Below are 14840 nucleotides of genomic sequence, written 5' to 3'. Positions count from 1 at the left end.
AGGTCAATCTGGCTTTTTTAGTTTACTGGCTGTCGTGATTTGAGCCAAATTAGTTTGGCAGAGAGCTTTCGCTTTCTTGTTTGTCTTTTGGCTTATTTGAGTCAAGCACCTCGTTGAGCATGCTGATTAATATCGAACGGGTTAGCTTTGATTTAGTCGCATAACCATCTATCGCATAGTTGCCCATGATGTTTTCTTTGGCATATCCGGGCTGCCCCGTTCTTAGTACGATACGAAGATCTTTGCGCGACAAATCATCGCGCAACACATTCACTAGCTTCAAGCCAGCATCGACCGTTTCCATTACAACATCTAATAGAATTAAGGATGTATCTGGATGGTTTTCAGCGACCTCCTGTGCTTCTTTTGCGGAAAAAGCATGCAAGAATTCTAGTGGTTTTCCATGGATTTCAACACCGCTAAGAGCGAGCACTGTCGTGTCATGAACGTTGTTATCATCGTCCGCGATTAAGATTTTCCAAGGCGATATTCTTGATTTGTCTGCATCATCTTCTTCGCCTTCAGAGACAAAAATGATGTTATCGTCATTGTCGTCGTCAGACAAAAGGAATCTATCAGCAGTCATAAACTGCCATGCGCGATGACTGCTATTTATGCCACTTTGTGTCGCACTATGTTTGCTGGAAATAGGGCGCAATTTGTGCGAATTCCAGTCGGGCTGTTTACTGCTATGGCGAGTTTCCATCAGTAGCTCCCTGAACGTGGATGTTTTTACAAACTTCAAATTAATAATATGTGATACGCGGTAAGGAAACAAGCCCTATGCTGTGAAAAAAAGTGAAATTTGAACAGAATCCACCTTATGCACAGTTTGTATCAAATTGTATGAAGCGTTTTTTTGTTTTTCTTTGAACATAAGTCGATATAAAAAGTTCAGCTTTTTCGAATTTTTTATACTTTTGTATTGTCTATATCAATTCTAATGACTTGGTAATGATTTAGATATAGTCTGCGCAGACTATATGCCATTATTCTATTTTTGCATTTAGTGAATAATCTGCTGTCACATCTCTTTTAATAACTAACGTCTTTATATGAAATCTTTTTTAATTTGTCTTCTTTCGCTATGTGCTGCGACATCCGCTTACGCACGTGACTTCTATGTACGAAATTCCGCGATTGATATTGAACGCTATCGTTATTTTATTGAACTCAATGACCAGAATTCACAAATTAAGGTAAAGGCTTTGGTGAAGTTGCGTAGTGTTCAGAGCGTCAATGCGATTGAGCTTGACTTGGGAGGAGTGGATCAGAGCGGCAAAGGGATGCTGGTATCCGCTGTGAGCTTCCTAGACCAAAAACTATCTCATCAGCAAACGGGTGACAAATTAAAAATTCAATTGCCATCTGCGTCGACCGTGAATGATGCGTTGGAATTGGTGATTGAATATGAAGGCGAGCCGCGTTCAGGATTACATATCAGTAAAAATAAATTTGGAGAGAGAGTTTTTTTTGCTGATAACTGGCCAGATCAAGGTAGACAATGGTTAGTGAGCGTTGATCATCCAAGTGACAAGGCAGCAGTCGAATTTATCATCACCGCGCCAGAACATTATGCTGTCGTCGCCAATGGATTAAAGATTGAGGAAAGTAGCTTAGCAGGTGGCCGAAAATTGACCCATTGGCGCGAAGATGTCGCGCTTCCTGTGAAGGTGATGGTCATCGGTGTAGCGCGATTTGCGATGCAAGAAAGCGCCAAACTAAACGATGTATCTATTACGAGTTGGGTATTTCCGCAAAATAGAAATGAGGGCTTTCATGATTACCGCGTAGCCATCAAAGCCTTGGATTTCTTTCAAAAAAACATCGGGCCTTATCCTTATAAAAAGCTCGCAAACGTGCAATCGAAAACCCGTTTTGGTGGCTTAGAAAATGCGAACACAATTTTTTATTTTGAGAATTCTGTTACCGGTAAGGGCGAGCAAGAAGCTTTGATTGCTCACGAAATTGCGCATCAATGGTTTGGAAATTCGGCAACCGAGAATGATTGGCACCACGTTTGGTTGAGTGAAGGATTTGCCACCTATTTTACTAATTTGTATCTTGAACATACCTATGGTCGTGAGCGCTTCGTCAAGCATCAATTAGCAAATCGTGACAAGGTTATTCGTTATCATCAAAAAGTGGTGCGCCCAATTGTGGACGTCACAATTGAAGACCCAAAAAATGTTTTAAGCCCAAATACTTATGAACAAGCAGGATGGGTTTTACACATGCTGCGACAAGAACTTGGTGATGAAATTTTTTGGCGAGGCATCCGTCATTACTACGCTAAATTTGCGGAAAAAAATGCGATGAGTGCCGATTTTCAAGCATCGATGGAACATGTATCTGGCAAGGATTTATCTCAGTTTTTTCAACAGTGGCTGTATCAAGCGGGTTATCCAAAATTGGGCGTGGAGTGGCGCTTTGATAGCGTTAAAAAAGAGCTTCATCTGAAAATTGAACAATTACAAAGCCAAGCTCAGTTTGATTTTCCACTGGAATTCGCAACACAAAGTGATGACGCGCAATTCCAATTACATAGTGTAAGAATTCAGAATAGCTTGAGTGAATTCAAGATTCCGATGCAGAGTCTGCCTAAATCAATCAGTTTAGATCCGATGGTGAAACTTCTATTCGAGGCGAAAATTGAGCGGAAATAATTTCCACCAGATGTAATACAGAAATGTTCGGAGTACGGGCTCGTCTAGAAAATATTCTGAGCCAGTATAAAAAGAAAAACGCCAGCAAATTGCTGGCGTTTTGATTTATAGGACGAAAACTAGCTCAAGCCGTGAAGATTATTCCTTGGCTTTGTCAGCTCCGGAAGCTGGCTTTGCTGCAGGCCAAGCGACGCCTAACCAAGCTGCATTCAGTGCTTTTTGCTCTTCAGTCACCGCGTCTACTGCTTTGACTTTTGCCTTGCCTTTGACTTGGCGATTTGGAGTCAGCATGATGTCACGTAACTCGTCGCGACGAAATACCGATAGTTTGATTGGTGCTTGCTGCATTAACCAAAGTTTGTCATTGATATCTTTTGGTGTCAGGCGCAAACCATTTGCGGCAACCAAAATATCACCAGCAACCACGCCAGCTTTCCATGCTGGGCTATCACGCTCAACTTCGATCACGACAGGATGGTCACCGGTGTCACGAGTACGCCAGCCAGTGAACCATTCTTCTTTTTGTTCGTCATCTTTACCGCCTTCAACTACATAGCGCATGCCGACATGGTTGAGTAACTCGGTGAATGGAATTTCACCAGTGCTATCAACATATTTTGCCCACCATGCAGACCAGTCACTGCCCGTGACTGTTTTGAGCGCTGTACGAACGTCCGTCTCGGTGTAGCCACCTTTATCGACAGTGTGGTGTTGATACAAGTATTGATGAACATGTTCGAATCCTTTTGCACCTTTTGTTTGACGACGGATCTCGATATCCATGGCGTGCGCCAGTAGCATGCCCTTACTGTAGATATTTACTGAGGCGTTGCGCGCACGTTCACCACCTGCATCGATCCATGCATCAAAACTCGATTCTGCAGCACTTTGTTGGAAACGGCCTGGTTGATGTTCATATGCAAACATCGCTTTTGATAACTCCTCTAAGAACTCGTCGCGCGTTTGTATGCCTGCGCGTAAAGTCAAGAGCTCTTCAAAATACGACGTATTACCTTCAGCCATCCATAATAGGCGCGTGTAATTTTCTTTTTGATATTCGTAAGGCACCATCTCTTTTGGACGATAAGCTTTGACGTTCCAAGTGTGTACAAATTCATGCGCAGCCGTACGTAAAAAGTTTAAGTATTCTTTACGAGGAGAAAAGCCCCAACGATTCTTTTGAATTACGGTGGAATTTATATGCTCTGTTGCACCACCAACGCCATCAGTCGCATGAACGATAAATAAATAGCGCTTGAATGGATATGGACCGAATAATTTACGACCACCTTCAACGATTTTCTTTAAATCGACGGCCATTTTTTTGCCATCATAATTACCACGTCCCCATATCGCTAGTTCGATAGTATGACCATCAACATCAAAGCTATGGAATTCGTGTTCACCAGTTTCAATTGGTGAATCAATCAACACATCATAGTTTTTAGCGACGAAGCAATTGTCGCAATTACCTTTATCCATGCCGGAGCGAGATATCCAGTTTTTCGGTGTGTCTAAACTGACTTTCACCGCTTGATTACGGAATGGCGCTGCGTACATTAAGACACCGCTTGCATCAAGGTATGCATGCGTGTCATCGATATGCTGGGTACGTTCACCTAAGGCATTAGCGAAAATCTCGTACGAAATTTTGACGGTGTCGCCTGGTTGTGTTTTGACCTGCCAAGTGCCTTTATCTGTTTTCGCAAAAGAAAGTGCCTTGCCTTTACCATTGCTCGCAGCAAACTGACGAACATTTTTACCTAAATTCAAAACCTCGTAGCGTCCAGTGCGCCAAATTGGCATTTGTACATCGAGAGTTTTACCAGAAACGGCAGGAAACTCTATGCTAACTTCGGCTAAATGTTGCGCAGGGTTGGTGATTTTAATTTGATAATTCACATCCGCAAAAGCGAATGGAGAAGCCATCGCGCAAACTAGCGCTAATGATCCTAAGAGAGTCTTTTTCATTGTTTTAGATATGAAGATTGATCAAGCGATTTTAAGAAAAAAGCACTGCGCGGCAAGCATGAATGCAAAATTAAAGCTTGTCAACGAAGTTGCTGAATGAAAATTTTTTTCTATTAAATTTTGTGCTGTAATTTCAGTAAAGTTCTAAGCAGTTCGAATTTGTTAGGCTTGACTATGAGATCAGTATCTAAATTTATCGCCCTACTAGATGTTTTGTGAAACGTGAATGCTGATGCGCAGACACCGTCGATAGACCATAGTTATTTAATTTGGTTCTTATTTATGAAAATATTTTTTCATTATTAAAACTGCCGCAAGTTGCAGTTTGGGTCGTTGGCGATGCGCCAAAATGAATTTTTGACGAAAAAAAACCGCATAATCAAAATTATGCGGTTTTTTAAATTCTGGCGGAGAAAGGGGGATTCGAACCCCCGGTAGGCTATGAACCTACGCACGCTTTCCAGGCGTGTGACTTAAACCACTCATCCATCTCTCCGAATTCGTCAAACACCTTTAATTGCTTAAAGCCATTTGGGAAGCTCGAAAGTATAGCAGAGTTTAATTTGACGGTAAATGCCCAATTTTCGGGTTTCTGCGAATTTGCTTGCATTTCTCTATACGAATATGAATGTTAGCCTAGTGCAGCGGCTATAATCTCGCCCTATGAATTTACTAAAAACACTGGCTGCTATTAGCAGTATGACTATGTTGTCGCGCATCACGGGCTTGATTCGTGATGTTTTATTTGGCGCGTATTTTGGCGCGACGGCGATGATGGATGCCTATGTGCAGGCATTTAAAATTCCGAATTTCTTTCGGCGTTTGTTTGCCGAAGGGGCATTTTCACAGGCCTTTGTGCCGATTCTTGCCGAATATCGAAATAAGAGTTCTGATGTCGAAGTGAAAGAATTGGTCGATCATGTCGCCACCGTGTTGGTGTGTGCCTTGTTGATTACTTGCGTGCTTGGTGTGGTCGGTGCACCGCTGTTGGTGTTGATGTTTTCTTCAGGGTTTTGGGGAACCTCAAAATTTGATTTGACCGTCAATCTGACTCGCATCATGTTTCCGTATATTGGTTTCATGTCCTTGGTCGCATTGTCGAGTGGTATTTTGAATACATGGCGACGTTTTAAAATTCCTGCATTTACGCCAGTTTTATTGAACCTGTGTTTTATCGTTGCTGCATATTTTTCGCTCTCTTTGTTTGGAAAAGAAAAACAGATTTATGCGCTCGCATGCGCGGTTTTTGTTGGGGGCGTATTGCAGTTGGCGATACAAATTCCCTCGCTGATTCAAATTGGTATGCTGCCCAAACTGTCTTGGAATCCGGCATTTGCATTGCGCGATCCTAAGGTGCGTCGGGTATTGAAGCAAATGGGGCCTGCTGTGTTGGCGGTGTCTGCTACGCAAATAAGTATCATGATCAATTCAACTTGGGCTTCATTCTTGCCAGATGGAAGTGCGTCGCAATTGAATTTTGCGGATCGTTTGATGGAATTTCCTTCGGCGATGTTGGGCGTTGCGCTTGGTACGGTATTGTTGCCAAGTTTATCTTCTGCCAAAGCGCATGCGGATAAAACTGAGTATTCCTCTTTATTGGATTGGGGTTTGCGTTTAACCTGCTTGTTGGCATTGCCTGCCGCGGTTGGTCTTTTGACTTTGTCGGATGCGTTGACGGCGACCTTGTTTCATAACGGTAAATTTGATGCGCATGCGGTAAATGAAACGGCTAAAGCCGTCGCTGCGTATGGTGTTGGCCTAACGGGTTTGATTTTGGTGAAGATTTTAGCGCCAGGGTTTTACGCGCAGCAAGATATTCGTACGCCAGTCAAAATCGCTTTGATTGTGTTGGTGATCACGCAGATCATGAACGTGCTATTTGTGCCTTTCTTCCATCAAGCTGGTTTGGCTTTGTCCGTGGGTTTGGGGGCGTGTTTTAATGCCGCCTTGCTGTATCGTGGCTTACGTCAACGTCAGCTTTACACGCCTTCTAGTGGTTGGCTAAAATTTTTTGCAAAGTTGGGCGTGGCACTATTGTTGATGGGTGGCGTTGGATTTGGCTTGGCTGCGCAATTGGATTGGATTGCCTTGCAGAGTAATCGTTGGATTAGAGCTGCTTTGATGGGCGGTGTGATTTTGACTTGTATGTTGGTGTATTTTAGTTCGCTGTTTGTGATGGGCTTTCGCTTACGTGATTTTAGAAAAGTTACGCGCTAGCTTGTACGTTTGCTTGTGCGCCTTGTTGTCAATCTTGTTTTGAAGTTCTACTAGTCACGACGAGTCGCAATACCCATAAAAAAAGAGAAGCGCTTGTTGCTGGCTTCTCTTGTTTTATGCTTGGGATTTAGGCAAATTATCCGCCAATTGCTTCCCATTTTTCTAAAGCTGCCATCAACAATTCGTCGATCTCAGCGAAGCGTTCATTGAGCTTTTTGATGTCATCAGGTGTCGCATCTTTGTAGAAGTCGCCATCTGCCAGTTTTTCAGAAATCGTCTTTTGCTCGGCTTCTAAATTGCTGATCAAATTCGGCAATTCATCCAGTTCTTTTTGCTCTTTGTAGCTGAGTTTTTTTGGTTTCGCTTCGGCTTTAGGCGCTGGTGCAGTCATGCTGCTGACTGGTGATTTACTCTCTGTTTTTGCTTTGACTGGTGCCGCAATTGCTTTGCCCGCTGGAGAATTTTTGTAGTTCTCCCAGTCTGTGTAACCGCCTATGTATTCTTTCCATAAGCCATTGCCTTCAGATGCGATTACTTGCGTGACCACGTTATCTAAGAACATGCGGTCATGACTGACTAAGAATACGGTACCTTCGTAGTCTTCCAATAATTCTTCAAGCAATTCTAGTGTGTCGATGTCGAGATCATTGGTTGGTTCGTCGAGAACTAAGACATTTGCTGGCTTTGCGAATAAGCGCGCTAACAACAGACGGTTGCGTTCACCACCAGACAAGGTTTTGACAGGTGAACGAGCGCGTTCTGGTGCGAATAAAAAGTCACCAAGATAAGACATGACGTGCTTACGCTGACCATTAATTTCGACAAAATCGCTACCTGGAGAAATCGTCTCTGCCAAGCTGACTTCTTCATTGAGTTGCGTACGCATTTGATCGAAGTAAGCGATTTGTAATTTGCTGCCTTGCTTAACCGTGCCGCTGTCTGGTTGATCTTCACCCAAAATTAATTTGAGCAAAGTGGTTTTGCCCGCGCCGTTTTGACCAATCAAGCCAATCTTATCGCCACGCATAATGATGCTGGAGAAATCATTGACGATATTCTTAGGACCAAAACTCTTGCAGACGTTTTCCAATTCCGCCACGATTTTGCCCGAGCGTTCACCGGTCGTAACATCCAGACGTACTTGCCCTTGTTGCTCACGACGCGCTGCGCGTTGTAGACGTAATTGTTCTAGGCGTTTAACTCGGCCCTCATCGCGTACGCGACGTGCTTTGACGCCTTTGCGTATCCAGATTTCTTCTTGCGCTAAGAATTTATCAAACTTCGCAGCTTCGACTTCTTCGATTTCTAATTGCTCTGCTTTGCGCACTTGGTAGGTAGAGAAATTACCTGGGAATGAGGTGATTTTGCCGCGATCGAGTTCGATAATACGCGTGGTGACATTGTCGAGGAAGCTACGATCATGGGTGATGAACAAGACGCTACCTTTGAAGTCTTTTAGTAAGGCTTCTAGCCATTTAATCGATGAGAAATCCAAATGGTTGGTTGGTTCATCGAGCAGTAATACATCAGGTGCACTGACTAAGGCGCAGGCCAAGGCAACGCGCTTTTTCATACCGCCAGACAGCGTGCTCATAATCGCGTCTTTAGACAGATTGAGTTTATCCAAAGTCGTTTCAACCGTATTGCCCAAACTCCACGCGTCGGCGGCATCGAGCTGCACTTGAATATCGTGCATGCGCTCCATCAATGCTTCGTCATTATCACCGCCAAATTGCCCTGTGATCGCTTCGTACTCTTGCAGTAGTTTTGGCAAATCGCCTAAGCCGGAGGCGACAGCATCAAATACCGTTTGATCAGGGTCAAATTGTGGCTCTTGTTCGACATACGCAATCTTGATGTTTTGTTGCATAACCAATAGGCCATCATCGAGTTTGAATTTGCCCGCGATGATTTTGAGTAGAGACGATTTACCCGTGCCATTGCGGCCAATTAAACCGACGCGTTCCGAGGTTTCAATTGAAAATTCTGCGTGATCGAGGAGGGCAACGTGACCAAAAGCCAGTTGCGCATTGCTAAGAGAGATGACTGCCATAAAAAACTTCTGTCGAGCTAAAGAGAGCCGATGCGTGTAGATGAATATCGTTAAAAACGAGGAAAGGCGCTATTGTACGCTAGTTGCCTGTCGTTTCATCGCTTCATCGTCTCAAGCGAGATCGCATTTGATTGTTATTGGTCGCTCAGGTAAGATGGCGGGCTTCGTGCTCTGGTGATTTTTTAATAATCAGTCAGCGCATCGATAAGTCGCAAAAATCCTGAGACGGATTTCAAGAGTCTCTCCGTAGCACAATGGATAGTGCACATGCCTCCTAAGCGTGGGATACAAGTTCGATTCTTGTCGGAGGGACCAGATTTCCTACATTTATGTCAGTTTCAATTGCTAAATTGGCACAGTTCAAATTTCCTACCAAGCGTAAATCGGTTAGCATGTTGGTCTAATAAAACAAGCGTTGACCTTGTCGGCTACCCTACATGCTGTCACGCAAAGACTAACCACAAGAATCTGAGAGACTACGATGGCAAAAGCATCATTTCAATGGGATGACCCATTATTGTTGAATTCCCAATTAAGCGACGACGAACGTATGGTGCAAGACGCGGCACGTGTGTATTGCGAGGAAAAACTCGCACCGCGAATTTTGGATGCTTTCCGTAATGAGCGTACCGATCCAGCAATTTTCCGCGAGATGGGCGCGTTAGGTATGTTGGGCTTTATGATTCCGACAGAATACGGTGGCGCAGGTTTAAATTATGTTTGCTATGGCTTGGTCGCGCGTGAAGTCGAGCGTATCGATTCTGGATATCGTTCTATGATGAGTGTGCAATCCTCTTTGGTCATGGTGCCGATTAATGAATTCGGTAGTGAGGCGCAAAAACGCAAATATTTACCTAAGTTAGCGACGGGCGAGTGGATCGGTTGTTTTGGCTTGACCGAACCAAATCATGGTTCTGATCCGGGCAGCATGGTCACGCGTGCAAAAACGGTTGACGGTGGTTATTTGCTCACTGGCTCTAAGATGTGGATCACAAATAGCCCGATTGCAGACGTGTTTGTGGTGTGGGCGAAAACTGATGATGGTCGTATTCGTGGCTTTATTTTGGAACGCGGTTGGGAAGGCTTATCCGCACCGGCAATCCATGGAAAAGTGGGTTTGCGCGCTTCGATCACCGGTGAAATTGTGATGGATGAAGTGTTTGTCCCTGAAGAAAATTTGATGCCGCACGTCGAAGGCTTAAAAGGCCCATTTACCTGTTTGAATTCAGCGCGTTATGGCATTGCCTGGGGCGCTTTAGGTGCGGCGGAGTTTTGTTGGCATACCGCGCGACAATACACGATGGATCGCATGCAATTTGGTCGTCCACTCGCGGCGAATCAGTTAGTACAAAAGAAGCTGGCTGACATGCAAACCGAAATTACCTTGGCATTGCAAGGCTGTTTGCGCCTCGGTCGCATGAAAGATGAAGGCACTGCTGCGGTAGAAATTACGTCCATTATGAAGCGTAACTCTTGCGGAAAATCGCTCGACATCGCCAGAACCGCGCGCGATATGCTGGGTGGTAATGGTATTTCGGATGAATTTGGCATCGCGCGTCACTTGGTGAATTTAGAAGTAGTGAATACCTATGAAGGTACACACGATATTCATGCTTTGATTTTAGGTCGTGCGCAGACCGGGATTGCAGCTTTTTAATCGTATTTCGGCTGGCAGTAAAAAGCCAGAAAAAGCGATGGTTTATAATGAAGGGATAAAAACTTGCTGATATAGTGAGTTTTATCCCTTTTTTATTGAGATCATCGACTTGATTTCATTTTAAACGATAGAGATATACCGTGACTTTTTTGCAAAAACTTTCCAGCGCTTGGACTACGAATAATTCTTTGTTGTGCGTAGGTTTAGATCCAGACGTGAATAAATTTCCTGCGGAGTTAGCAGGACAGCCTGATGCGATCTATGCTTTTTGTAAAGCGATTGTCGATGCGACTGCTGACTTGGCTTGTAGCTTTAAACCACAAATCGCTTACTTCGCCGCCTTGCGTGCCGAAGACCAGTTAGAAGCGATTTGCCGTTATATCAAAACGACTTATCCGGCTATTCCTATCGTGTTAGACGCGAAGCGTGGTGATATTGGCGCGACTGCAGAACAATATGCGCGTGAAGCGTTTGAACGCTACGATGCCGATGCGGTCACGGTCAATCCTTACATGGGCTTTGATTCCGTCGCGCCGTATTTGGAATGGAAAGATCGCGGCGCGATTGTGCTGTGTCGTACTTCGAATGCAGGTGGTTCTGATCTGCAATTTTTGGATGTGGGCGGCAAACCTCTGTATCAACACGTCGCGCAATTGGTGGCGGATAAATGGAACATCAATGGTCAATGTGCGCTCGTAGTTGGTGCCACGTTCCCAAATGAAATCGCGCAAGTGCGTGCATTGATTGGCGACATGCCATTGTTGATCCCGGGCGTTGGTGCGCAAGGAGGTGATGTCGAGTCGACAGTGCGCGCAGGTCGCACCGCAAACGGTACTGGCATGATGATTAACTCTTCACGGGCGATTTTGTATGCAAAGTCAGTGGCGGATGAAAGTTATGCGCAAGCGGCACGTCGAATTGCTTTAGAAACGCGAGATGCGATTAATCAGTTTCGATAATCGAGTTTGTGAAATGTAGAAAATCGAAAGGCGCGAAGATTGATTTCTTCGCGCCTTTTTTTGTACTGATATCGTATTTTGGTATTGGATTTAGTGAGATTGTGCTAAAACAGTTAAAGCAAATCTTAAGGGGGGGGAAGTCTTAAATTTCCTCAACATAACGCAATAATTTGCTCAAGGCATGCGCTACAGTTTGCTCACGTACTGCATGGCGATCACCACTAAATACTTTGCGTTCGGTATGTGTTACGCCACCAACGCGCCAGCCGAAGCAGACTGTACCAACTGGTTTGCCTGGTACCGCACCACCTGGTCCAGCAATTCCTGTTGTCGAGATCGCGACATGCGCTTCCGAGTTTGCCAATGCTCCTTCAGCCATCGCTGCAGCGATTTCTTCGCTGACCGCGCCGTGTTGCGCAATCAACGAGGCTGGAATATTCAGCATCTCTGTTTTTGCCGAATTAGAGTAGGGCACAAAACCACAATCAAACCATTCTGAAGAACCGGCAATTTCGGTTAGTGCACAGCTAACGCCGCCACCTGTGCATGATTCTGCAACCGAGAGTAATAATTTCTTTGATTTGAGCGCTTCGCCAACTTTTTCTGCGAGCTTGAGCATGTCAGTCATGATGGTCTCCTGATCTGTTATTTATAGATGCACTTTAGCACTTCAAAACTCGCTTGCGGTATTTTTTAAATTGATTTTTTGTATTCGATCAGCATTGTTGTTTGCTCACCAATTTCGCCATAAAGCAAAGACGAGGAGTGCGAAGAATGCGGCAACAATATCGTCGAACATGACACCAAATCCACCTTTCAATTTGCGATCAAAATAAGCAATTGGTGGTGGTTTGACCATATCAAAAAAACGGAAAGCGATGAATGCCCAGCACTGGGTAATGAATGGCGCTGGGGTGATGAACAGTAGTACCAACCAAAACGCAATAATCTCATCCCAAACCATGCTGCCGTGATCTGCGATGCCAAGATTTTTTCCTGTAATTTCGCACGCCCACACGCCAAGAAAATATCCAATAACGATGATGATTCCCCAGTTCATCGGTGTAAATAACTGAGGCCAACGTACACTTAATACAGTAAAACTGAGCCATGCAAACAGAGTGCCTGCAGTGCCGGGCATGACGGGCGACAAACCACTGCCAAATCCTTGTGACAGAAAATGTGCAGGGTGAGCCAGCATGAATCCCGCAGTCGGTTTTAAGATGGGATTAGGGTTGCTATCCATATTTATTCGGTGGTGAAATGATCAAAACTACGCAAGGCGAGTTGAATTTCTTGATGGTTTTTATCTAGTAAGCGTAAGCCTTTTGAGACTTCGATACTGCCGATTCGTGTGACATTGGTTTGGCTAGTTAAGCCCGCTTGTATCACAGCATCACGTTGATGAACTGGTGCTGTAAAACATAGTTCGTAGTCGTCGCCACCGGCTAAACAAAATTCACGTCGTTTGTCTTGTGCTTGTTGTTGCAGTATTGGGCCAGCTGGCAAATCGTCGACGTAAAGGTGGGCGCCAACTTGTGAGCGTTCTAAGATGTGTCCAAGATCGCCAATCAAGCCATCTGAAATATCCAGCGCAGCATTGGCGATCCCACGTAATGCAATTCCTAATGCGATGCGTGGTGTTGGCGTGTGCATACGGGTGGCAGCGATGCGATGATCTTCTGTTGAAAGCGGCAATTCTTTCCAATAAGCGGCAAGCGCCAAACGCGCATCGCCAATATTGCCAGAGACCCAAATGTCGTCGCCCACTTGCGCAGCATCTCGCCTCAGAGCGGAATTGGGCGGCACTTCACCAAAGATCGTGATGCAAATATTCAGTGGACCTTTTGTGGTGTCGCCACCAATTAGACGACAGTGATGTTGCTGCGCTAAATTGAATAATCCTTGTGAGAAAGGTGCTAACCAGGCTGGATTCGCTTCTGGCAACGACAGCGATAAAGTGAACGCGAGTGGCTTCGCGCCCATCGCTGCAAGATCCGATAAATTGACTGCCAAGCATTTATGGCCAAGTTGATAGGGATCTGCATCTAGGAAAAAATGTCGACCTGATACCAGCATGTCGCTTGATATGGCTAGCTGCATATCGGGTGCGGGATTGACTAAAGCACAGTCGTCACCGATCCCAAGTGCGAAGCGTGGATCTTCAGCGTAGTTCTGTACAAAATAATGTTTGATAAGGTCGAATTCTGAGAGCATATTGCATTGTATCGAATGCATTCTCCGTCGTGGTGAAAATGTCAGATCGATTTTGCTTCGTGGGCGATTTGTACTTCACCAAAATTTAAAAACAGACTCACACCCGGTTTTACTTCAACGCGATAAGCGCCTTTTGCTTGGTTTAGACGCATTGCGAGCGCAGTCAGCTCCCATGCACGTTGTTCGGTGCAGTGTATGTTTGCTTTGACGAGTTCCTTTGTTTTTTGTTCTTTGCCAAATTCTTTGACTGTTGTTGCATTGCGTTTGAGTGCCGGTAGTACTGAAGGATGGTCCCATGCCCACATAAATGAATGATCTTTGTGATGGAAGGTACCAATGATTTGTGCCGGGGCAAGTGCGAATGTTCCATCATCGAATGTGAGTAAGAGTTGGCCATTATTTTGATCTAAATGCCAAGACTTCTCATCGCCTAGTCGCCAATTTGCGTTATGTAGCATGTTGGCAATTTGTGCCTCATCAACACTAGCTGCAATAAATGCATCCAGATTCTTTTCGCGGTGAAATAACTTAACCATATCTTTGTGCCGCTCTATTGTTTTTCAGTTGCCAATTGCTTGGTATGCATCGGCTTCAAGTGTCGCGGCTGCACATTTATTGAGTACTTTGAAGTAGGTTCGACTGAAATTAAGCTTTCGTTCTTTTTTTGTACTCGCATCGATTTCTTTCATTGTTTTATTTTCTTGATTTGACTTAGATCGGATTACGCCGAACTTTTTTCGTGTCAATTCCAGCAATAGTGATATTGAATCTTATTTGACATGGTTTTGTCATGATGATTTTTACTCAGCGCGCGTTTTTGTTGTTTGATCATTTTTTATTGCTTAAATGATTCTGATAAAAAAATGTAATGATTATGGTAATTATTTTGGTTTTGTACCAATGACTTTAGATAGGTGAACGCTTGTAGTTGTATTTTTTTGATACTGTTTAGCGAATTGATTAGTGAAGTGATTAGAGAGGTAATTAATGAGGTAATTAATGAAATAAAGTGATGCAGATGCAAGCTACAAAACAATCATGATTGCTCTGATGTCAGGTATGAGTCCATAGAATCGACCTAGTTTGATAGTTATTCACTA

Annotated in this window: 11 protein-coding genes and 2 tRNA genes; 5 read left to right on the top strand and 8 right to left on the bottom strand. The window is 44.3% G+C overall.

What is annotated here, in order from left to right; genetic code table 11:
- Positions 1-49 precede the first annotated feature (49 nt).
- The gene (locus IE103_RS03980; protein ID WP_189344671.1) at positions 50-706 is read right to left on the bottom strand and encodes a response regulator; all 657 of its coding nucleotides are present in this window, start codon (positions 704-706) and stop codon (positions 50-52) included.
- Between the two features lie 349 nt (positions 707-1055).
- Between IE103_RS03980 and IE103_RS03975 the strand changes: the two genes are divergently transcribed.
- Positions 1056-2666 carry a M1 family metallopeptidase gene (locus tag IE103_RS03975; protein ID WP_189344670.1) on the top strand — a complete coding sequence of 537 codons (1611 nt, stop codon included), beginning with the start codon at positions 1056-1058 and terminating at the stop codon, positions 2664-2666.
- A 138-nt stretch (positions 2667-2804) separates the two neighbouring features.
- Here the strand turns inward: IE103_RS03975 and IE103_RS03970 are convergent, their stop codons facing one another.
- Entirely contained in the window at positions 2805-4637 is a 1833-nt protein-coding gene (locus IE103_RS03970) for a M61 family metallopeptidase (protein ID WP_189344669.1), read from the bottom strand.
- 405 nt (positions 4638-5042) lie between these two features.
- A tRNA-Ser gene (locus IE103_RS03965) sits at positions 5043-5133 on the bottom strand.
- Positions 5134-5300: 167 nt separating this feature from the next.
- Between IE103_RS03965 and murJ the strand changes: the two genes are divergently transcribed.
- On the top strand, positions 5301-6854 hold the full coding sequence (gene murJ / locus IE103_RS03960; RefSeq protein WP_189344668.1) for a murein biosynthesis integral membrane protein MurJ: 1554 nt from the start codon (positions 5301-5303) through the stop codon (positions 6852-6854).
- Between the two features lie 136 nt (positions 6855-6990).
- Here murJ and IE103_RS03955 read toward each other — a convergent pair whose 3' ends face one another.
- Entirely contained in the window at positions 6991-8907 is a 1917-nt protein-coding gene (locus tag IE103_RS03955; protein ID WP_189344667.1) for an ATP-binding cassette domain-containing protein, read from the bottom strand.
- A gap of 240 nt (positions 8908-9147) precedes the next feature.
- On the opposite strand from IE103_RS03955, the gene IE103_RS03950 reads away from it, so the two are divergent.
- The 3 genes from IE103_RS03950 to pyrF all read left to right on the top strand — a co-directional run bounded on the left by IE103_RS03950 (position 9148) and on the right by pyrF (position 11523).
- Positions 9148-9222: transfer RNA gene (locus IE103_RS03950), tRNA-Arg, on the top strand.
- 166 nt (positions 9223-9388) lie between these two features.
- Positions 9389-10564 carry an acyl-CoA dehydrogenase gene (locus IE103_RS03945; protein ID WP_189344666.1) on the top strand — a complete coding sequence of 392 codons (1176 nt, stop codon included), beginning with the start codon at positions 9389-9391 and terminating at the stop codon, positions 10562-10564.
- Between the two features lie 140 nt (positions 10565-10704).
- Positions 10705-11523, top strand: a complete 819-nt coding sequence (gene pyrF, locus IE103_RS03940; protein WP_189344665.1) for an orotidine-5'-phosphate decarboxylase — start codon at positions 10705-10707, stop codon at positions 11521-11523.
- Between the two features lie 142 nt (positions 11524-11665).
- Here the strand turns inward: pyrF and IE103_RS03935 are convergent, their stop codons facing one another.
- From IE103_RS03935 to IE103_RS03920, 4 genes are all read right to left on the bottom strand, one after another.
- Positions 11666-12151, bottom strand: a complete 486-nt coding sequence (locus IE103_RS03935) for a CinA family protein (protein WP_189344664.1) — start codon at positions 12149-12151, stop codon at positions 11666-11668.
- A gap of 105 nt (positions 12152-12256) precedes the next feature.
- Positions 12257-12769, bottom strand: a complete 513-nt coding sequence (locus IE103_RS03930; protein ID WP_229827053.1) for a phosphatidylglycerophosphatase A family protein — start codon at positions 12767-12769, stop codon at positions 12257-12259.
- 2 nt (positions 12770-12771) lie between these two features.
- On the bottom strand, positions 12772-13740 hold the full coding sequence (gene thiL, locus IE103_RS03925) for a thiamine-phosphate kinase (RefSeq protein WP_189344663.1): 969 nt from the start codon (positions 13738-13740) through the stop codon (positions 12772-12774).
- A 41-nt stretch (positions 13741-13781) separates the two neighbouring features.
- Positions 13782-14276 (bottom strand): DUF6882 domain-containing protein, encoded by a 495-nt coding sequence (locus IE103_RS03920; RefSeq protein WP_189344662.1) that lies wholly within the window; start codon positions 14274-14276, stop codon positions 13782-13784.
- Between the last annotated feature and the right edge of the window lie 564 nt (positions 14277-14840).

The sequence above is a fragment of the Affinundibacterium macrobrachii genome (genome assembly GCF_014652415.1).
GTDB classification, from domain to species: domain Bacteria; phylum Pseudomonadota; class Gammaproteobacteria; order Burkholderiales; family Burkholderiaceae_D; genus Undibacterium; species Undibacterium macrobrachii.
Note: the sequence above shows the minus strand (reverse complement) of the source record. Positions and strands in the feature narration are given on the sequence as shown.

Bases quoted from the DNA above. Each gene is read 5' to 3' on its own strand.
- IE103_RS03980 (WP_189344671.1), bottom strand. From the start codon at position 706: ATGGAAACTCGCCATAGCAGTAAACAGCCCGACTGGAATTCGCACAAA.
- IE103_RS03975 (WP_189344670.1), top strand. From the start codon at position 1,056: ATGAAATCTTTTTTAATTTGTCTTCTTTCGCTATGTGCTGCGACATCC.
- IE103_RS03970 (WP_189344669.1), bottom strand. From the start codon at position 4,637: ATGAAAAAGACTCTCTTAGGATCATTAGCGCTAGTTTGCGCGATGGCT.
- murJ (WP_189344668.1), top strand. From the start codon at position 5,301: ATGAATTTACTAAAAACACTGGCTGCTATTAGCAGTATGACTATGTTG.
- IE103_RS03955 (WP_189344667.1), bottom strand. From the start codon at position 8,907: ATGGCAGTCATCTCTCTTAGCAATGCGCAACTGGCTTTTGGTCACGTT.
- IE103_RS03945 (WP_189344666.1), top strand. From the start codon at position 9,389: ATGGCAAAAGCATCATTTCAATGGGATGACCCATTATTGTTGAATTCC.
- IE103_RS03935 (WP_189344664.1), bottom strand. From the start codon at position 12,151: ATGACTGACATGCTCAAGCTCGCAGAAAAAGTTGGCGAAGCGCTCAAA.
- IE103_RS03930 (WP_229827053.1), bottom strand. From the start codon at position 12,769: ATGGATAGCAACCCTAATCCCATCTTAAAACCGACTGCGGGATTCATG.
- thiL (WP_189344663.1), bottom strand. From the start codon at position 13,740: ATGCTCTCAGAATTCGACCTTATCAAACATTATTTTGTACAGAACTAC.
- IE103_RS03920 (WP_189344662.1), bottom strand. From the start codon at position 14,276: ATGGTTAAGTTATTTCACCGCGAAAAGAATCTGGATGCATTTATTGCA.